Source organism: Lacticaseibacillus paracasei subsp. paracasei (genome assembly GCF_000829035.1).
Taxonomy (GTDB): domain Bacteria; phylum Bacillota; class Bacilli; order Lactobacillales; family Lactobacillaceae; genus Lacticaseibacillus; species Lacticaseibacillus paracasei.
Genome location: NZ_AP012541.1, coordinates 1,446,147 through 1,466,384, shown reverse-complemented (window position 1 = coordinate 1,466,384; position 20,238 = coordinate 1,446,147). Strand labels below are relative to the sequence as shown.

At 48.3% G+C, this 20,238-nt stretch carries 18 protein-coding genes; 17 read left to right on the top strand and 1 reads right to left on the bottom strand.

Annotation, left to right across the window (positions count from 1 at the left end; translation table 11 throughout):
- Positions 1 to 230 precede the first annotated feature (230 nt).
- Positions 231 to 833 carry a nitroreductase family protein gene (locus tag LBPC_RS07210; protein WP_003575135.1) on the top strand — a complete coding sequence of 201 codons (603 nt, stop codon included), beginning with the start codon at positions 231 to 233 and terminating at the stop codon, positions 831 to 833.
- A 240-nt stretch (positions 834 to 1,073) separates the two neighbouring features.
- On the opposite strand, the gene LBPC_RS07205 is transcribed toward LBPC_RS07210, so the two are convergent.
- Complete coding sequence (locus LBPC_RS07205; protein ID WP_003594509.1) at positions 1,074 to 1,472, bottom strand: ribonuclease HI family protein; 399 nt, start codon at positions 1,470 to 1,472, stop codon at positions 1,074 to 1,076.
- 24 nt (positions 1,473 to 1,496) lie between these two features.
- Here LBPC_RS07205 and LBPC_RS07200 point away from each other — a divergent pair, with 24 nt between their 5' ends.
- From LBPC_RS07200 to lpdA, 16 genes are all read left to right on the top strand, one after another.
- On the top strand, positions 1,497 to 1,901 hold the full coding sequence (locus LBPC_RS07200; RefSeq protein WP_003565537.1) for an EbsA family protein: 405 nt from the start codon (positions 1,497 to 1,499) through the stop codon (positions 1,899 to 1,901).
- Between the two features lie 12 nt (positions 1,902 to 1,913).
- Positions 1,914 to 3,587 (top strand): formate--tetrahydrofolate ligase, encoded by a 1,674-nt coding sequence (locus LBPC_RS07195; protein ID WP_003584453.1) that lies wholly within the window; start codon positions 1,914 to 1,916, stop codon positions 3,585 to 3,587.
- 110 nt (positions 3,588 to 3,697) lie between these two features.
- Positions 3,698 to 4,162, top strand: coding sequence for a signal peptidase II (gene lspA, locus LBPC_RS07190; protein ID WP_003565533.1), 465 nt, complete (start codon positions 3,698 to 3,700; stop codon positions 4,160 to 4,162).
- Positions 4,162 to 5,082, top strand: a complete 921-nt coding sequence (locus tag LBPC_RS07185; protein WP_003575124.1) for an RluA family pseudouridine synthase — start codon at positions 4,162 to 4,164, stop codon at positions 5,080 to 5,082. Before lspA ends, LBPC_RS07185 begins: the two co-directional genes overlap by 1 nt.
- Positions 5,083 to 5,424: 342 nt before the next feature.
- Positions 5,425 to 5,973, top strand: coding sequence for a bifunctional pyr operon transcriptional regulator/uracil phosphoribosyltransferase PyrR (gene pyrR, locus LBPC_RS07180; RefSeq protein ID WP_003565527.1), 549 nt, complete (start codon positions 5,425 to 5,427; stop codon positions 5,971 to 5,973).
- Between the two features lies 1 nt (position 5,974).
- The gene (locus LBPC_RS07175) at positions 5,975 to 7,282 is read left to right on the top strand and encodes a uracil-xanthine permease family protein (protein ID WP_003565525.1); all 1,308 of its coding nucleotides are present in this window, start codon (positions 5,975 to 5,977) and stop codon (positions 7,280 to 7,282) included.
- A complete protein-coding gene (locus LBPC_RS07170) occupies positions 7,269 to 8,210 on the top strand; it encodes an aspartate carbamoyltransferase catalytic subunit (RefSeq protein ID WP_003575122.1) in 942 nt (313 codons plus the stop codon). The genes LBPC_RS07175 and LBPC_RS07170 overlap by 14 nt, the downstream gene beginning before the upstream one ends.
- 3 nt (positions 8,211 to 8,213) lie before the next feature.
- Positions 8,214 to 9,479, top strand: a complete 1,266-nt coding sequence (locus tag LBPC_RS07165) for a dihydroorotase (RefSeq protein ID WP_003594504.1) — start codon at positions 8,214 to 8,216, stop codon at positions 9,477 to 9,479.
- Positions 9,480 to 9,638: 159 nt separating this feature from the next.
- Positions 9,639 to 10,721 carry a carbamoyl phosphate synthase small subunit gene (locus LBPC_RS07160; protein WP_003570893.1) on the top strand — a complete coding sequence of 361 codons (1,083 nt, stop codon included), beginning with the start codon at positions 9,639 to 9,641 and terminating at the stop codon, positions 10,719 to 10,721.
- A 2-nt stretch (positions 10,722 to 10,723) separates the two neighbouring features.
- On the top strand, positions 10,724 to 13,906 hold the full coding sequence (gene carB / locus LBPC_RS07155; protein WP_003660895.1) for a carbamoyl-phosphate synthase large subunit: 3,183 nt from the start codon (positions 10,724 to 10,726) through the stop codon (positions 13,904 to 13,906).
- A 160-nt stretch (positions 13,907 to 14,066) separates the two neighbouring features.
- A complete protein-coding gene (locus tag LBPC_RS07150; protein WP_003594500.1) occupies positions 14,067 to 14,942 on the top strand; it encodes a dihydroorotate dehydrogenase in 876 nt (291 codons plus the stop codon).
- A complete protein-coding gene (gene pyrF, locus LBPC_RS07145; protein WP_003660896.1) occupies positions 14,939 to 15,658 on the top strand; it encodes an orotidine-5'-phosphate decarboxylase in 720 nt (239 codons plus the stop codon). The genes LBPC_RS07150 and pyrF overlap by 4 nt, the downstream gene beginning before the upstream one ends.
- Entirely contained in the window at positions 15,651 to 16,292 is a 642-nt protein-coding gene (gene pyrE / locus LBPC_RS07140) for an orotate phosphoribosyltransferase (protein WP_003565510.1), read from the top strand. Before pyrF ends, pyrE begins: the two co-directional genes overlap by 8 nt.
- A gap of 562 nt (positions 16,293 to 16,854) precedes the next feature.
- Complete coding sequence (locus tag LBPC_RS07135) at positions 16,855 to 17,706, top strand: phosphate acyltransferase (protein WP_003594496.1); 852 nt, start codon at positions 16,855 to 16,857, stop codon at positions 17,704 to 17,706.
- Entirely contained in the window at positions 17,703 to 18,824 is a 1,122-nt protein-coding gene (gene buk, locus LBPC_RS07130; protein ID WP_003660898.1) for a butyrate kinase, read from the top strand. The genes LBPC_RS07135 and buk overlap by 4 nt, the downstream gene beginning before the upstream one ends.
- Positions 18,821 to 20,236 carry a dihydrolipoyl dehydrogenase gene (lpdA, locus tag LBPC_RS07125; RefSeq protein WP_003594494.1) on the top strand — a complete coding sequence of 472 codons (1,416 nt, stop codon included), beginning with the start codon at positions 18,821 to 18,823 and terminating at the stop codon, positions 20,234 to 20,236. The genes buk and lpdA overlap by 4 nt, the downstream gene beginning before the upstream one ends.
- The last annotated feature ends 2 nt before the right edge of the window (positions 20,237 to 20,238 follow it).

The following is a 20,238-nucleotide window of genomic DNA, read 5'->3' as shown; positions in this document are numbered from 1 at the left end:
TGCAAACACCATTTTAGCAAGAACGGACAGGTCTTTTTTCACATTTTCTGGGTGGTAACTTTAATTATGCAATCTAGGCTTGTTCTGAAATGCGTCTGCAGGCGCAGAAACCTGCGTGTAAGAATCTTGGCGGCAATGACCAAAACCTGGCCATCACCGCCAAGACTGCTTACACGCCGGTTTCTAACTGCGCCAGCGCACGCTTTAATTTATAAAAAGGTGGTTTTCTCGTGAATCAAGACTTACTGAATCTTTTAAAACAACGCCGGTCAATTTATGCACTTGGCAAAGATGTTAAACAGAATCCGGATGACTTAGTGGATTTGATTGAAACCGTCATTCAGGAGACGCCGACTGCGTTTAATTCACAAACGACGCGCGCTGTTTTTCTGTTTGGCGAGCAGCATGACAAGCTGTGGGATATTGTCGTGAAGCGGCTGGAGAGTGAAGTGCCGACTGAGCAGGCTTACGAAGCAACCAAGCAGAAAATTGCCAGCTTTAAAGCAGCTTACGGTACCATTATGTATTTCACCGATACTGACGTTGTAAAGCAATTGGAGAATAATTTCCCATTATATGCGGCAAACTTTGCGACTTGGGCAGAACAGGCGCAAGGTTCCGCACAACTTAACACATGGGTCACCTTGGCGAACAATGGCATCGGCGCGAATCTGCAGCACTATAATCCAATCATTGACGATTTAGTGCGTGAAGCCTTTGATATCCCGACCAACTGGAACTTACGGGCACAAATGCCATTTGGTTCCATTGAAGGTTCAGCAAAAGATAAAGATTACATGGATCGAAAAGATCAGTTTAAAGTTTTGAAATAAGCACCCATCAGCTTAATTTAAAATTGTCGTGATGAGACGACAAAGTTGGGATATTATTCACAACCATTAATAAAGGCAACCGTTTCCGTCTACAAGGAAATGGTTGCCTTTTCTTTTCTCAGAAACAAGCTTTTGTTGAACTTAATGATCACGGCGCCAGTACCGACGAGAGTGGCGTCTGGCAAGAAAAATTGCTTTTTGCCTCGATTGTTCTAGTCATGACGCAATTTTGCCGAAAATTTATATTTTAGTTTCAGATTGGCGCAACCCTTGCTGAGCTAACATATGGGCGCCGCGATTGGCCCGGTCAGGCAGCCAGTTTGGCAATACTAAAGGAAATTGACCGATTAAGGTCAGCAAACGGCCTGCTAGGTCGGGATAGTGCTTAGCGTATTGCTTTTCAATCGCCTGAATCACAAGCTTGGAATCACTGTAGAAGGCGACCGGTGTTGTATTTAAGCCGGCTTGGCTCAGCAGTTCAAAACCAGCGATTGCGGCTGCAAACTCGGCTTCATGATTACTCATTGCTGGCAGTGCAGCATGTTTTTGAATTTGATGGGGCAAGCCACTGACCAAGATGCCGATCCCAGCGGGTCCTGGGTTGCCTTTTGTCGCGCCATCTGTGTATAGTTTAAGCATAATTTCTCCTAAGGAAGTGTCAAAGTGCCAGAATACCGAACTCATTATCAACCTGCCTGGATCGATTTTAGCATGTTTTGGAGTATGATCGTGATCGGGATCAGCCTTGCCACGATTGTTCAGTTAGAAAGTACCAAGCCATCGCTGCTAGCCATTGGCATTGCCGTAGTGACAGTGCTTGTTGCGATCATTCAAGTGCTGCTTCATCGTCTTGTTGTCCATGAACAAGGCCTAAAACTGGTTAGTCTTTTTAAGAGTAACACCTTGGAAATGACTTGGCCGGAAATTGAGGGGTTTACGTTTGGCCATTTGACAGTTATTCTTAAAACCAAACGATATGGTCAAGTGACTTTTGTTTTGTTCGGTAAAAAAAGAAAACAAAAAGTAGTGTCGTTGATCCAAAAAGGGCTGAAAGAGTCCGCCAAATAAGGAGTGTGTTGTATGTCTGATATTGAAATTGCACAAGCCAATGAAGCGACGGCAATGTGGCCGATTACGAAAGTTGCGGCTGGTTTAGGTTTATCAGAAGATGATCTTGAACTTTATGGCAAAGCCAAAGCCAAGCTTAGTTTTAGTGCACTTAACGCCTTAAAGGATAAACCTTTTGGCAAACTTGTGCTGGTAACGTCCATCAACCCAACACCAGCTGGCGAAGGTAAGTCGACCATCACCGTTGGCTTAGGGGATGCGCTGCAACAACGCGGTAAGCATCCTGTGATTGCTTTACGCGAACCGTCTTTAGGCCCGGTAATGGGCATGAAAGGCGGTGCGACAGGCGGCGGTTATGCGCAAGTAGTTCCAATGGAAGACATTAACCTGCATTTTACAGGAGATATGCATGCACTTACCACGGCGGTGGATACCCTAGCCGCCTTGATTGACAATCATTTGCAACAAGGCAATACGCTCAATATTGATCCACGGCGGATTTTATGGAAGCGTGCTTTAGATATCAACGATCGCGCTTTGCGTCATGTTACGATCGGTTTGGGCGGTCCCACAAGCGGTGTGCCGCGCGAAGATGGCTTTGATATTACAGTTGCTAGCGAATTAATGGCAGTGTTGTGTCTGGCGGAAAACATTGCCGATCTGAAGGCACGTATCGGCCGAATTGTCATTGGATACACTTATGACCGGCAGCCGGTGACCGTGGCCGATTTGAAAGTCACCGGTGCGATTGCGATGCTATTGCGAGATGCCTTGAAACCTAACTTGGTTCAGACATTAGAACATACCCCGGCATTCATCCACGGTGGTCCATTTGCCAACATTGCGCACGGCTGTAACTCGGTTTTGGCCACGCGTACGGCTTTGCAGCTCGGGGACATCGCAATCACCGAAGCCGGCTTCGGTGCGGATCTCGGCGGTGAAAAGTTTATGGACATCAAAACACCTGTACTCGGCAAGACGCCTGATGCAGTCGTCATTGTCGCAACCGTGCGTGCCTTGAAGTATAACGGCGGGGTCGCGTTAAAGGACCTGCAAACGGAAAATGTCGAAGCCTTGGCCCAAGGCTTCGACAATCTCAAACGCCACATCCACAGTATGCAAAGTTACGGTGTGCCGGTTGTAGTTGCGATTAACCGATTCACTAGTGATACCGATGCCGAAATTCAGTTTTTAATTGATGCTTGTGCGAAACTAAACGTTAAAGCCGTCACCGCCACCGTTTGGGCTGACGGCGGACGCGGCGGATTGGCGGTTGCGGATGCTGTTTTGGCGGCACTTGATCAACCGGCGCATTTTACTCGCTTATATGATCCGCAAAGCGATGTCAAAACCAAAATCAAGACGATTGTGCAAAAGATTTATGGCGGAGCTGATGTCGATTATGAAGGCAAAGCAAACAGTGCCTTGCGCACGATCGTTAAAAACGGCTGGCAGGATTTGCCAGTCTGCATGGCTAAAACGCAATATTCGTTAACGGATAACGCCAAAACGTTGGGTGCACCGGAAGGGTTCACGATTCACGTTCGCGACATCATCCCCAAGTTAGGCGCCGGCTTCCTTGTCGTCATGACTGGCTCGGTGCTTACCATGCCCGGCTTGCCAAAAGTGCCCGCAGCCTTGAACATGGATGTTACCGACGATGGCAAGATTTCCGGCCTGTTCTAATTTTGTGTGGTTTTTAATCAGCTCATGCGTAACCGCCATTTTTAAGATGGCGGTTTTTCTTTGACCGCGGTACACTAGGAAACAAACGCTTTTACTCAGGGGGAACTTCTGTGCTTATTTATCTCATCATCGCCGCTGCGCTCGTATTAATTGATTTTCTGATTAAGGCGTGGGTTACTGCTCACATTCCATTAGGCGAAAGCCAACAACTGATTCCAGGCGTGATTGATCTCACGCACATTCGCAATACTGGCGCAGCTTTCTCCATGTTTGAAGGCAAACAATGGTTTTTCTATATCACAACCTTACTCGCATTCGGGGTTGTTGCCATGCTGTGGCGCGACAGTTTGCACAAACCGATCTATCGCCTAGGACTAACCTTGATTACTGCCGGGGCCATCGGTAATTTCATTGACCGCTTGCGGTTTCAATATGTGACAGACATGTTTCACCTTGAGTTTTTGGATCAGTGGCGCTTCAATGCCATTTTCAACTTTGCAGACATGTGCATCACGTTTGGGGTTATTTTAGTGCTAATTTTTATCCTGTTCGATCATGACAAGGCGGTGGCGTGATGACTAGCACCTTTACGATCACGACCGAGCAGGGGCGCATCGATAAGGTTATCACGGCGCATGAAACCACTCACACGCGCAGTCAGGTGCAAAAATGGTTGCAAGATGGCTTGGTGACGGTCAATGGGCAGCCAACCAAGGCCAATTACAAAGTTGCTAGCGGCGATGTGATTGCTATCTCAATTCCTGAAGCCAAGCCGCTGGAAGCTATTCCGGAGCCGATTCCGCTCGATATTGTGTATGAAGACGACCAAGTCATTGTCGTCGACAAACCGCAGGGCATGGTGGTACATCCTGCACCTGGTCATCCAGATGGCACACTGGTCAACGGTTTGTTATATCATACTGATTTGCCGGGCATCAACGGTGTCATTCGTCCCGGCATCGTGCATCGCATCGACAAGGACACCAGCGGACTACTGATGGTTGCTAAAACCGAAAAAGCGCAACTAAGTCTCTCCGCGCAATTAAAAGCCAAAACGTCGATTCGTGAGTATTTAGCACTTGTCCATGGCACGTTCAAAGAAGATGAAGGCACAATTGATGCACCATTGGGTCGTGATCCTCGCGATCGTAAACGTCAAGCTGTCGTGGCAGACGGTCGCCATGCTGTTACCCATTTCCAAGTATTAGAGCGTTTTGAACATTACACGTTCATTAAATGCATTTTAGAGACCGGCCGGACGCATCAAATTCGCGTGCACATGGCATACATTCATCACCCTGTGGCCGGGGATCCACTTTACGGGCCAAAACGCACCCTGCCCGGCAAAGGCCAATTTTTACACGCGGCTAAACTGGGATTCGTTCATCCGACAACCGGTCAATTGCTCGTCTTCGAAGCACCAGTACCGCCAATTTTTGAAAAAACCTTAGCCGATCTACGTGCAGGCATTGACAAGACCCGCAACGTTCGGTAATCTTAATGCAATCAAACAAGCACCTTTAACTAAGTCCAGTGAGGCTTAGAAGGTCCATTCCGCTGCGGCGGATTATTCAGGCTACGGTCGCCTTCTATCCCAAATTGGATTGAAGGCGACTTTTTTTGTAGAGCGCGAGCAGGAGCGCTTAGAAACCGGAGCATAAGTGGCCTCAGATCTAAATGGCCAAAGACCGGCCATTTAGATCTGAGGTCCTTATGTGCAGGTTTCTGCGACTGCGAGCGCGTTTAGGAAATGCCAGCATCGGAGCGTAACACCCGCATCACTGTTCACTTCCAAAGCACCAAAACCGCAATACATATAAGAAAGGGTGGCACATCAATGGCACAGTCAAAACAAGTTGTAGACGAGGTAACCATGAAACGTGCATTAACACGCATTAGCTACGAGATCATCGAGCAAAACAAGGGACTCAACGATCTCGTTTTAGTCGGCATCAAAACCCGCGGGATTTATTTAGCCCATCGGATCGCCAAGCGTCTCGAACAACTTGAAGGGTTACAGGTTCCGGTTGGCGAATTGGACATTCAGTTTTACCGCGATGACGTCCATAAGATTGATCATGATCATCAGCCAGATGTTGAAGGCGCACAGTTACCGGTTAATATCACCGGCAAACATGTCATTCTGGTTGATGACGTCATCTTCACCGGCCGCACCATTCGCGCTGCTTTAGATGCCTTGATGGACGAAGGCCGGCCTCGCAAGATCAGCTTGGCTGTCTTGGTTGATCGCGGACATCGCGAATTACCAATTCGTCCAGATTTTGTCGGTAAAAACATTCCGACCTCATTAGACGAACAAATTCAGGTTCAAGTTTCTGAGCTTGACGGTAAAGACGGGATCAGCATCGAAAGGATGGAGGGCTAAGATGGCATTTCACAACGACGAAGCCGTTTTAGATATCGGCGACAAGCCAAAATTCGGTCAATGGGTTGGCCTTTCTATTCAACATCTGTTTGCGATGTTCGGCTCGACAGTTCTTGTGCCGATCTTAGTTGGACTCGATCCTAGCATTGCCCTTTTTTCAAGTGGGGTTGGGACGTTAATGTATATCCTGATCACACGCGGCAAAATACCGGCTTATATGGGATCAAGCTTTTCTTTTATCACGATCATGCAGGCCTTGATGAAAGGTGCTGGCTATCCGGCCATCGCTCAAGGCACCATCGCGGTTGGGGTTGTGTATCTCATTGTGGCCTTGATCGTAGCGCGCAGCGGGTCAGCATGGATTGACCGGGCTTTGCCGCCAGTTGTGGTTGGCCCGATTGTGATGGTTATCGGCCTATCTCTTGCCGGCACTGCTGCCACTGATGCAACGATGCGGACCATCAGCGCCACCAAGAGCGTTTATGACTTACGTTACTTCGCAGTCGCAATGATCACTTTAGCCTCTGTCATTATTTATAATATGTACCTCAAAAAATTCATTAGTCTGTTGCCAATTCTACTAGGCATTATCACTGGCTATCTTGTTGCTTTGCTCTTTGGCATTGTTGATTTGACACCAGTTCAGCAGGCTGCTTGGTTCGACCTGCCTAAGTTTGAAATTCCTTTTATCAGTTATCAGCCGCAAGTTTATTGGGGCGCGATTCTCTCCATGGCACCAATTGCTTTTGTCACTATGACCGAGCATATGGGGCACATCATGGTGCTCAACAAGCTGACTAAACGTGACTTCTTCAAAGATCCTGGTTTAAACCACACCCTAGCCGGTGACGGTACCGCATCCATTATCGCCGGTCTGGTTGGCGGCCCACCTGTCACCAGTTATGGTGAAAACATCGGAGTTTTAGCGATGACCAAGGTCCATAGTATCTATGTGCTGGGCGGTGCCGGGTTCTTCGCCATCTTGTTTGCCTTCATCGGTAAGCTTAGCGCCTTGATCCGTAGCATTCCCAGTCCAGTTATTGGCGGGATCAGCTTTCTGTTGTTTGGGGTGATCGCTTCCAACGGCCTGCGCGTCTTAATTGACAACAAAGTCAACTTTGATCAGAAGCGCAACCTGATGATTGCTTCAACCATTCTCGTGATCGGCATCGGCAATGCCAGCCTACAGTTCTCCGGGTATCAATTCTCAGGACTGGCGCTGGCAACTGTGATCGGGATCTTCCTGAACTTTGTCTTACCTGAACACGCCGCTAATGAAGAAGAGGCAGAAAAAAATGACCTTATCTAATTTCACAGATACATCCTTTCAAGATTTTGTTTCCGCTGAACAAGTTGATGACAAAAGCGCCATGGCTTTGATCAATCGCGCCGAAGATTTTAAAGCTGGTCAAACCGTCCATTTTCCAGAGCCGATATACGCAGCTAACTTATTTTTTGAAAACAGCACGCGCACCCACACTAGTTTCGAGATGGCTGAACGCAAATTAGGTCTGACTGTCATCCCATTTGATCCGGCACATAGTTCGGTTTCAAAAGGCGAAACCCTTGAAGACACCATTAAAACGATTGGGGCGATCGGAGTCAACATTGCGGTGATGCGACATGCACAAGATGGCTACTATAACGATCTTTTAGGTGCATGGCCAACGACAGCGATTGTCAATGCTGGTGACGGTGCCGGCCAGCATCCTTCCCAGATGATGCTGGATCTGATGACGATTCACGAAGAATTCGGTCATTTTGACGGCTTGAGTATCGGAATTGTTGGCGATTTGAGTCACAGCCGAGTTGCGCGCAGTGATATGCAGATGCTGCATAAACTCGGAGCCACGTTGCACTTTGCCGGTCCAGAGCAATGGTACGATTCCAGTTTCGATCAATATGGTGATTTCATCACCGTGCCTGAATTGGTCAAGCAGGTGGATGTTTTGATGCTGCTGCGCGTTCAGTTGGAACGCTTCAACGCCGACCACCGTCAGGCTTTCTCAAAAGAAACCTACCATGCAAAGTACGGCATCACCGATGATCTTGCTAAGACAATGAAACCTGGCGCGATTTTCATGCATCCGGCGCCAGTCAACCGCGATGTTGAGTTAGCCAGTGATCTGGTTGATGGCCCGCAGTCACGCATTTTCACTCAGATGCAAAACGGCGTCTTCATGCGGATGGCCATGCTTGAGGCCGTCATTAATGCCCGTCATTTTGGAGAGGAGTAACCCATGCTCATCAAACACGCCCATATTGTCAGCGATACTGAATACATGGCTGACATCCAAATTACCGATCACATTATCTCGGCGATTGGTCAATCGCTGGCGCCGCGCGATCACGAACAGGTGATTGATGCAACTGGTGCCATCGTCATGCCGGGATTAATTGATGTCCATGTGCATTTTCGCGAACCCGGCTTTACTGATAAAGAGACAATCAAAACTGGCGCTGCGGCGGCTGCTCACGGCGGTTTCACAACTGTTGTCGCCATGAGCAATCTCAAACCGGTACCAGACACTGTCGAAACCTTAAAACCACTGCTTGAGAAAAATCAAACTGATGCGAAGATCACGGTTTTGCAGTTTGCACCGATTACGCATGACCTGCATTCTGATCAGGTCGTTGATATGGCAGCCTTACAAGCTGCTGGAGCGCTGGGCTTTTCCAACGACGGGGTCGGGGTTCAGGATGCCGACACCATGTATCAAGCCATGCAACAGGCTGCTAAGTTGCATGCGCCTATCGTTGCTCATATTGAAGATGCAAGTCTGATGCATGGCGGGGTGATCAATGCCGGTCCAGTTGCCAAGAAACTGAATTTACCGGGGATCATCAATCAAACCGAAAGCAGTCAGTTAGCGCGCGATCTTGAACTTGCCGCTGCAACCGGCGTGCATTACCATGCTTGCCACGTGTCGACTCGGCAAAGCGTTGACCTAATCCGCGAAGCTAAAAAACGCGGGGTAAACGTCACCGCTGAAGTCTCACCGCATCACCTGCTATTGGATGAGAATAACATTCCGGGCGACAATCCAATGTTTAAAATGAATCCGCCGTTGCGCTCACGTGCCGACCACTTAGCCTTACTTGAAGGCTTGCAAGACGGTACGCTTGATATGATTGCGACTGACCATGCACCACATACGGCTGCTGAAAAAACCGGTTCCTTCAAAACAGCGGCATTTGGCATTGTTGGGTCAGAAACGGCCTTTTCAACGCTCTATACCAAGCTGGTTAAATCAAAGATGTTCACCCTAAAACAGCTGATCGCACGCATGAGCACGATTCCGGCTGAGAAATTTGATCTGCCAGGCGGCCATATCACAGTCAGTGGACCTGCCGATTTAACCATTATGGATCTCGATACGCCTTACACCATTGACCCAGCCGACTGGTTCTCCAAAGGCAAAAATTCACCTTTTATTGGCGATAAAGTCAACGGTCAAACACTGTACACGATCAGTCAGGGGCAAATTGCTTACGCAAGAGCGTGAACCAGCTTGGGCTTCTAGCTGGCAAGCACGTTTAAAAGAGCGTCAGCCAGCCCTTAAGAAAGTATGAACAAACGCGATTAGCATTAGGCAAACGGGTTTAAGCAAAGCGCTCACCAGATCGGCTTCTGATCTAGTGAACGCCTTTAGAGGAGGACAAGCATGAAGCGCTATTTAATTCTTGAAGACGGCAGCGTTTTCCCTGGCGTCGGTTTCGGTGCGGAAACCGTTACAACGGGCGAAATCGTCTTTAACACCGGGATGAGTGGTTATCAGGAAACCATCACCGATCAAAGTTACAACGGCCAAATCATTACCTTCACCCAGCCACTGATAGGCAACGTCGGGATCAATCGTGACGATTATGAAAGTATCGATCCAACCGCAAAGGGGATTGTGGTACGCGATGTTGCCCGAGTGACCGGCAATTGGCGCAGTCAAATGACCTTAGATGAATTTCTGAAACGCAAACACATTCCTGGCATCAGTGGCGTTGATACCCGCGCCTTAACTAAGAAGATTCGTGAAGTTGGGGCAATGAAGGCTAGTATTGTCGACGCAGCCGATGAGCACGCATTCGATCAATTGAAAGCCCTCGTGTTACCTAAAAATCAAGTCCAGCAGGTTTCTACCCAACAGGCTTACCCAGCTCCTGGCACAGGCCGCAACGTGGTCGTCATTGATTTCGGACTCAAACATAGTATCTTACGCGAACTTGCCAAACGGCAGTGCAATGTTACCGTGCTGCCTGCCACCACCACCGCCTCAACAATTCTCGAATTAGCGCCAGACGGGGTGATGCTCACCAATGGCCCTGGTGATCCAAAAGACGTTCCTGAAGCACTGGACATGATTCGTGGCGTGGAAGGCAAAATTCCGCTGTTCGGTATCTGCTTAGGGCATCAACTATTCGCACTCGCCAATGGCGCCAACACTTTTAAAATGAAGTATGGCCACCGCGGTTTCAATCATCCGGTTCGTGAAATTGCCACCGGCCGAATTGATTTTACCAGTCAAAACCACGGCTATGCGGTTGATCCTGACAGCATTGATCCAGATACTTTGTTGATCACCCACGTGGAAATCAACGACGGTACAGTAGAAGGTTTGCGGCACCGATTGTATCCTGCCTTTACTGTCCAGTTCCATCCAGATGCCGCTCCTGGCCCACATGATGCCGATCATCTTTTTGATGAGTTCATGGAAATGATGGATGCATTCTCAAATCGCACGCAGAAAGGATAATCATGCCAAAACGTCAAGATATTCATAAAATCTTAGTGATCGGCTCCGGTCCAATTATTATCGGTCAGGCCGCGGAATTTGATTACTCTGGTACGCAAGCCTGCCTTGCTTTACGCGAAGAAGGTTATGAAGTGGTTTTGGTCAATTCCAATCCAGCAACCATCATGACCGACACGGAAATTGCCGATCGCGTCTATATTGAACCCTTAACAGTCGAATTTGTGAGCCAGATTCTACGTAAAGAGTTACCTGATGCGATTTTACCAACCATCGGCGGCCAAATCGGCTTGAATTTAGCGATGAAACTCAGCAACACCGGCATTTTGGATGAACTGGGTATTGAATTGCTAGGCACCAAGTTGACGGCGATTGATCAGGCCGAAGATCGCGAATTATTCAAAAACCTGATGCAAAAACTCCATGAACCAGTACCTGAATCAGCCATCGCCAATAACATTGAAGAAGCACAACAATTTGCCGATAAAATCGGGTTTCCGGTTATCATTCGACCGGCCTTCACCATGGGTGGCACCGGCGGCGGGATTGCGAACAACGAAAAGGAATTGGCAGAAATTGCGGAAAACGGCCTCAACCTAAGCCCCGTGACGCAGGTGTTGGTTGAACGCTCCATTGCCGGCTACAAAGAAGTCGAGTTTGAAGTTATGCGCGATGCAGCGGATTCTGCAATTGTCGTCTGCAACATGGAAAACTTTGATCCTGTCGGTGTCCACACCGGCGATTCGATGGTCTTTGCGCCAACCCAAACGTTGACCGATAAAGAAGTCCAGATGTTGCGCGATGCTGCGTTGAAAATCATTCGCGCGTTGAAGATCGAAGGCGGCTGCAACGTCCAATTTGCCTTGGATCGTAACAGCTTCAAGTACTACGTCATCGAAGTCAATCCGCGGGTGTCGCGCTCCAGTGCACTGGCTTCCAAAGCTACTGGTTATCCAATTGCGAAAATGGCTGCCAAGATCGCAGTTGGCCTGCACTTAGACGAAATCAAAAATCCGGTCACGAAAAAAACTTGGGCCGAATTCGAACCGGCTTTAGACTATGTTGTCACCAAATTGCCACGCTTTCCGTTTGATAAGTTTGAAAACGGTGATCGCACATTAGGCACCCAAATGAAAGCCACTGGCGAAGTCATGGCAATTGGCCGAACGCTTGAAGAAAGTCTGCTAAAAGCGGTGCGCTCATTAGAAGTTGGACTAATTCATCCAGAACGGCCAGCTTTTGCCAAGTTGAGCGACGATGAACTGAGCAAACAGATCATTCAAGCCAACGATGAACGACTTTTCTATCTCGCTGAAGCTTTCCGTCGCGACTACACCATTGAAGAAGTCGCCGAGTTATCGAAAATGAACCCATTCTTCCTCGACAAGATCAAACATATTGTGGAATTAGAGCGGGAACTGGCGGCACATAAAGCTGATCTGGGGTTGCTCGCCGAAGTAAAGCGGTACGGTTTTGCCGACGAAGAGATTGCCAAACTCTGGGGCCTGCACGCTGACCAAGTGCGACAGATGCGCAAGGAACAAAAGATACTACCAGTTTACAAAATGGTCGATACCTGCGCCGGTGAATTTGCCAGCGACACGCCGTATTACTACAGCACCTATGAAAGTAGCACCGAAAGCGTTAAAAGCGACAAGCCGAGTGTGCTCGTGATTGGCTCGGGTCCGATTCGGATTGGTCAAGGGGTGGAGTTCGATTACGCCACTGTGCACAGTGTTAAGGCCATTCAAAAAGCCGGCTATGAAGCGATTATCATGAATAGTAATCCGGAAACGGTGTCGACTGACTTTTCGATTGCTGACAAGCTGTACTTTGAACCATTAACCCTTGAAGATGTCCTCAACGTCATTGATCTGGAACAGCCAGAAGGGGTCATCGTCCAATTTGGCGGGCAGACCGCCATCAACTTGGCTGAACCGCTGGCAAACCGTGGCATTAAGATTCTTGGCACTTCAGTTGAAGACCTTAATCGGGCCGAGGATCGTGACTTGTTTGATCAGGTGATTAAATCACTTAAGTTACCACAACCAGAGGGCGGTACCGCCACGGATAAAGCCGGTGCGTTAGCGGTCGCTGATAAGATTGGCTATCCGGTTTTGGTTCGGCCTAGCTACGTGTTAGGCGGCCGGGCGATGGAAATTGTTCACGACGCAACTGAACTTGACAATTATATTGATCGGGCGGTGTCCGTTTCACATGATCATCCTGTGCTGATTGACCACTATCTAGTCGGTAAGGAATGCGAAGTGGATTGCATCTCTGATGGTGACACCGTTGTTTTGCCAGGGATCATGGAGCATATCGAACGCGCTGGCATTCATAGCGGCGATTCGATGGCTGTTTATCCGCCGCAGACCTTTAGTCAAGACATTATCGATCAAATCACCGATGCCACGATTAAATTGTCGCGGACACTAAACTGCATTGGCTTGATGAACGTTCAATTCATCATTCACGATGGTAAAGCCTACGTCATCGAAGTCAATCCGCGGGCCAGTCGAACCGTGCCGTTTTTGAGTAAAGTGACCAACATCAAACTGGCACAAGTCGCAACATTGGCAATTCTTGGTTTAAGTTTGAAGGAACAAGGTTTTGAAACAGGCTTGTTGCCGAATCAGTCAGGTATTCATGTCAAATCACCGGTGTTTAGTTTTTCGAAGTTGAATCACGTTGATAGTCTGCTTGGGCCGGAAATGAAATCGACCGGTGAAGTCATGGGCAGCGACACCACCCTTGCGAAGGCGTTGTACAAAGCTTTTGAAGCGGCTGGCATGCACTTGCCACAATTTGGCCGGGCATTGATCACGGTTAAAGACGCTGACAAGGCTGAAGCAACGGCACTAGCAAAACGATTCCGCGAAGTTGGTTATCAACTAGTGGCAACAAGCGGCACTGCTAAGGCCTTTGAGAAAACCGGTATCACAGTGTCAACGATTGAGAAACTTGACAGTGGCCAGGAGACGATTCTTGAAGACATTGCCAATCGGAAAATTCAATTAGTGATTAACACTATGAGTGCAGATAAGAAGGTTTCAAGTGACGGTTTCCGAATTAGAGAAGCTGCCATCGAACATGGCGTGCCATTGATGACCAGTCTAGACACAGCTGGAGCCATTTTGAAAGTTCTAGAATTACAAGCATTTTCAATATCGCCGATTAAAAGTTGAGCGCCTTGCCATACAAAGTGATTTTTTCAACACTATCTAGGTATGATCACCATCAAAATGCTCGTTGCGTTATTAACGCTGCTATTTTAGCTTTTATAGCATGACGGGCACGCTTTAACGCACTTGCAGTCGCAGCAGCCTACACATAAGGAGGTACCACATGGCCATTCAATTACCGGGTTTCACGATGAAAAATCCGTTAATGCCCGCGAGTGGGACGTTTGGCTTTGGCGAAGGTTACGCCAAAGAGTATGATCTCAATTTGCTAGGGGCGTTAGTCACAAAATCGACGACACTCGCACCGCGCATCGGCAATCAAGGGACTATTTTTGCCGACGGCCCTGACAGTACTTTGAATGCAGTAGGTCTAAAGAATCCCGGTTCTGATGTCGTGCTGCACGAAAAGCTGCCATGGTTGGCCACGCAGTATCCTGATTTGCCGATTATCGCTAGTATTGCTGGGGTGGATGTTGCCGAATACGCAGCAGTGGCGAAAAAATTGAGTGCCGCTCCTAATGTTAAGGCACTAGAAGTCAACATCTCCTGTCCGAATGTCAAGCAAGGCGGGATGGCGTTTGGAACAGACCCAGAAGTCGCTGCGGCCGTGACGCGTGCGGTTAAAGCCGCGAGCTCGGTGCCGATTTTCGTTAAGCTGACGCCGAATGTGACTGATATCACTGCCATTGCTAAAGCAGTCGAACAAGCGGGAGCCGATGGTCTTTCACTGATCAATACGTTTGTCGGCATGCGGCTGGATATTGCCACTGGCAAACCGCTTCTCGACAATGTGACTGGCGGCGTTTCAGGTCCGGCTTTGCTGCCAATGGCACTCCACATGGTTTATCAAGTGGCTCATGCCGTTCGCGTCCCGCTGATTGGGATGGGTGGGATCAGCTCTGGCCATGATGCAGCAGAAATGTTGGCGGCCGGTGCCACGGCACTTGCAGTTGGTTCAGCCAATTATTATCAAAAGCGAGCCATTCCGAAGATCGCGGCTGAATTGGCAGCCATACAGGAAGGACAGACAGTTTTATGACGCCTATTATCGCACTGGATTTTAAAGATAAGACCACAACTCTTGATTTTTTAAGCCAATTTCCAAAAGAAGAATATTTGTTCGTTAAAGTTGGCATGGAACTTTTCTATGCTGAAGGCCCAGCAATTATCACCGAGATTCAACAAGCCCGACCGGTGTCGATTTTTCTCGATTTAAAACTTCACGATATCCCTAACACCGTGGAAAAAGCGGCGTGGCAATTGGGTAAACTAGGTGTGGCGATGACCACTGTCCACGCAGCAGGCGGGAAAGACATGATGATCGCAGCCAAACGCGGGCTATTGGCTGGCGCAAAGGCAGCTGGTCATCCAGCACCAAAAATGCTTGCGATCACGCAGCTAACTTCTACAGATCAGACGATGCTGACAAATCAGCTTTCGATTGAGATCCCGATCAGTCAAGCGGTTCAGCATCTTGCAGCCATCGCGCAGGCAAGTAATGCCGATGGTGTGGTGGCAAGTGCTTTGGAAACACCACTCATTCGAAGTGTGACGCGACCTGATTTTCTGGTAGTCACCCCGGGAATTCGACCGTATGGTGCGGCAGTCGGCGACCAAAAACGAGTCGTGACCCCGGGCAGAGCCAAGCGTTTAGGCAGTTCAGCGATTGTTGTTGGCCGGCCGATTACGCAGGCTGATGATCCGGTGGCGGCTTATCAATCAATTAAGGAAGCGTGGGAAACAGCACATGACTAAATTAGAAACACAAATTGCCAGCGACTTACTCCGTATTCAGGCCGTCACCTTGCGTCCTGATGCACCGTTCACTTGGGCCAGCGGCATGAAAAGTCCAATTTATACCGATAATCGCTTGACCATTGGCTACCCAGACGTTCGCAGTAAAATTGCAGCTGGTTTGGCGCAGCAAATTGTGGCTCACTATCCTGATGTTACCGCGATTGGCGGCGTGGCTACTGCTGGGATTCCACATGCGGCTTTGGTCGCAAACTTGTTGAACCTACCGCTGGTTTACATTCGCAGTAAGCCTAAGGATCACGGTCAAGGGCGGCAAATCGAAGGGCATCTGCCAGCCGATGCTAAGCTGGTGGTCATCGATGATTTGCTCTCAACTGGCGGATCAGTCTTAGGCGCGGTTGCAGCCGCTCAAAAAGATGGTGCTACAGTTTTAGGCGTCGCTGCAATCTTTAGTTATCAACTAGCCGCGGTCAAAACTAATTTTGCCGATGCTGGCTTACCGTTCTTCACATTGACAAACTATACGGCTTTGATCCAAACAGCCGAGGCACAAGGCGCCATCACTAGTACGCAACTCGCTTCACTGCATCAATGGCGAGAAGATCCGGTCAAGTGGGGCGCACAGTTTCAATAAGCCGCACCAATTGAGTCCCATGTTCAAATCGAAAAAGCCAAGCACGGTTACTTCAAAAAATATTTTGAAGTAACCGTGCTTTTTTGTCCTTGCCGATGACGTGAAGCTGCATTCGTTAATTTATCGAAACCAAGTCGCATTGGTGAGCAATCTAAGCAAGCCATGAGGAAATGAGAATTTCAGAATATGATCGTTGATTCACATAGTGGCAAATAAAAAAATTATTTTGACTGATATTGGATTAATTAAGCAGTAAAATCCATTTTAAACTGATTTATTAGAAAATGATTTGATTGCATTTATATGCACAATGCGTTGAATTCAGGTTTCATCAAAATAGCTTCATGAGAATTCAGGAAAATCGAGCCGCGTTTTCTTGCTGTATCGACACCAACTGTTATACTACAGATAGGGGCAATTAAAGCTTATATACTTATTTTCATTAATTTATGAGTAAAATTTATGGAAAATAGACGTCATCCGGTTAATTGTTATACAACAGTTGTTCGCAATTTAAATGGCCACTGGCAAGATACCATTTATCAACTTTGGAGGTGAAAGGATGATCACAGTTGCTATTCCAATGGGTTCGCAACCAGACATATTAACCCTTGTAACTCGTGCTCGCAGTGAGCTCGCTTCGACCTTGGCGGACAAACTGCAATTTGTTGTGTTTGATAGCGGTTCGAACGTTGACCAAGCAGACACTTGGACGTTTCATCAGGCGCGCGATGAAGCGGACGCGGTGACGCAAGCGGTTGGTTTAGTCGCTCAAGGTAAGGCCGATATTTTACTAAAGGGCATTGTGCAAACGCATACATTACTGAAAGAACTGCTTCGTCCTGACTATCAACTGCGGCTTCAGAAAGTTTTGTCTCATGTTGCGATTATTCATCTGCCACAACTAAACCGGCCGCTTCTTTTGAGCGATGCTGGTATGAATATTGATCCCGACGAAGACAGGCTGGCCGCCATTGTCGAAAATGCAGTAGGCGTTGCGCATCAAATTGGTTTGCCAAAGCCAAAAGTTGCGCTACTCAGTGCAGCCGAGAACTTTAATCCGAAAATGCCTTCCTCAGTTTTGGCGCAGGCGGTCGCAAAACAGTTTGAAACGCGCTCAGATGCCGTGATTGCCGGCCCAATCTCGCTTGATTTGGCATTATCACCAGCATCTGTGGCGCATAAACATTATGAAGGCGTGATTCAAGGTGATGCCGATGTGTTAATTGTCCCAACCATTGATGTTGGCAATGTTTTATATAAGGCGTTGATGCTATTCACGAATGCTCGCTCAGGCGGCACGATTGTGGGGGCCAAAGTGCCGATAGTTTTAACTTCGCGCAGTGATTCCGTTGATAGTAAACTAACGGCGCTGGCATTCGCGATTGCACAACTGAAAGGCGGTGCCTCATGACCATGCATCCAAAACGCGATGTTGTCATCGTGATCAATCCTGGCTCAACTTCGTCCAAAATCGCCTTATTTAAGGCTGGTAAAATGGTCGCCGAACGCACACTTAACCACTCCTTAGCCGAGCTAAGTCAATTTGATGCCGTTATTGCACAAAAAGATTTTCGGATGCAAGCCATTCAAGAATTTTTAGCCGATCAGGACTTTTCAGCAAGCGAAGTGCTGGCAGTCGCTGGACGCGGAGGATTGTTAAAACCAATTCCGGGCGGTACGTATGCTGTCAATGAGGCGATGCTGGATGATTTAACCGCAGCCAAACGCAACGAACATGCAAGTAACCTCGGTGCAGGACTAGCACAGCAAGTCGCTGATCAATATGGCGTCAAGGCATATGTGGTGGATCCACCCGTGGTAGATGAATTGCAGCCGCTCGCTCGTATCAGTGGTTTAAAAGGAATCGAGCGACACAGTGCGGCCCATGTTTTAAATCAAAAAGCCATGGCCCGCCAAGTTTTGGCTACTATGGGCAAGACCTATGCCACAAGCCGTGTGATCGTCGCGCACATCGGCGGGGGTCTCAGCATCCATGCACATGAAAACGGCCGCATGATTGACGGCAATAACGGCATTGATGGTGAAGGACCGTACTCACCAGAACGGGCTGGTTCACTGCCGCTAGTTGATTTTGTTGCCAAGGTATTAGCTGAGCGGCTGACGCTAGACCAAGTCAATAAATTATTGGCTAGTCAAAGTGGTTTGCGCTCGTACCTAAACGATATCAGTATCAAAAACATTGTCGCTCGGATTGCTGAGGGTGACGAAACCGCTAAGTTCTACTTAGATGGCATGATCTATCAGATTAAAAAACAGATCGCCGAAATGGCGGGCGTTTTAAATGGTCAGGTTGATGTGATTATTTTGACTGGCGGCGCTGCTTATGCCACTGCTGTGACAGCCCCGCTGCAACATGATTTAGCCTGGATTGCACCGGTGGTAGTGCGACCAGGAGAAATGGAAATGCAGGCACTCTATGAGGGGGTGATGCGCGTTTTGAATCATGAAGAACCCGTCCGCGTTTATCAATCAGACGCGTCAACAATCAAAGGGGGAACTGGCAGATGACAATGAACACAGATCTGGTGGTCCTGGGTGGCGGACCCGGCGGTTATGTTGCCGCCATTCGGGCCGCACAGTTAGGCATGCAGGTCGTTTTGGTAGAGAAAGCAAAAGTCGGCGGCATTTGTTTGCACAAAGGCTGCATCCCCACCAAGTCACTGTTGCATAGCGGTGAAACACTGCGACTGATGCAATCAGCTGCGACATTTGGCGGGATCATCGAAGGCAAAGTCGGCATTGATTTTGCTAAGATTCAAGCGCGTAAAGCAACTGTTGTGGACCAGCTTTACCGCGGGGTTCAAGGATTGATGAAGAAAAATAAGATCACCGTTCTTAACGGAACTGGCGCGGTTTTAGGCCCATCGATTTTCTCACCGGTATCTGGAACTGTCTCGGTAACCTTCGATGACAAAAGCAAAGAAGACGTGATGATCGTACCTAAACACGTCATCATCGCAACTGGCTCTAGTCCAAAGACTTTGCCGAGTCTGCCAATTGACGAAAAGATGATTTTGACCTCCAACGGCATGCTCGAACTCACGGCTTTACCGAAGAAAGTCGCAATCATCGGAGGCGGTGTCATCGGCGTCGAATGGGCGTCTCTGCTTAATGACTTTGGGGTGGATGTCACCATCGTTGAATTTTTGGACCAATTGGTGATCAACGAAAGTCAAACGATTGCCCGTGAATTACAGAAACAACTCGAAAACCGCGGCATTCACATCCAACTCGGCGCCAAAGTGGAACAGGCAACGATCAAAAATAAGCAGGTGGCACTGACCATCGCTGAACAAAGCGATCCCTTAATCGTTGACAAAGTCATGGTTGCGATTGGCCGCCAGCCAAATGTTGAAGGCATTGGACTACAAAATACCTCGATTAAGTATTCGGCAAAGGGCATCACCCACAATGCGTTTTATCAAACAACGGAAGATCACATTTATGCGATTGGCGATGTCATCGATACCCTCCAGTTGGCGCATGTGGCGATGAAAGAAGGCATCATCGCGGTGGAACACATGGCCGGTCTACCAGTTGCACCGCTTAATTACAATGATGTACCGCGTTGTACGTACACCGATCCAGAAATTGCCAGTGTCGGCTATACCTCATCCAATTATCCGCAAGATCGCGACGTGAAAATTGGCCGGTTCAACTTTAATGCCAATGCTAAAGCGATCATTTTGGGCGATACAGCCGGTTTTGTCGAAGTGCTGCGAGATGTGATAACCGATGACATTATCGGCGTCAGCATCATTGGTGCCCACGCCACCGACATGATTGCCGAAATGAGTGACGCGATGTACCTCGATGCCTCTGCTACAGAGATTGGTGATGCCGTTCATCCGCATCCATCACTATCGGAAGCCATTCAAGAAGCAACTTTAGATACCCACAAGATAGCCATTCACAAATAAGA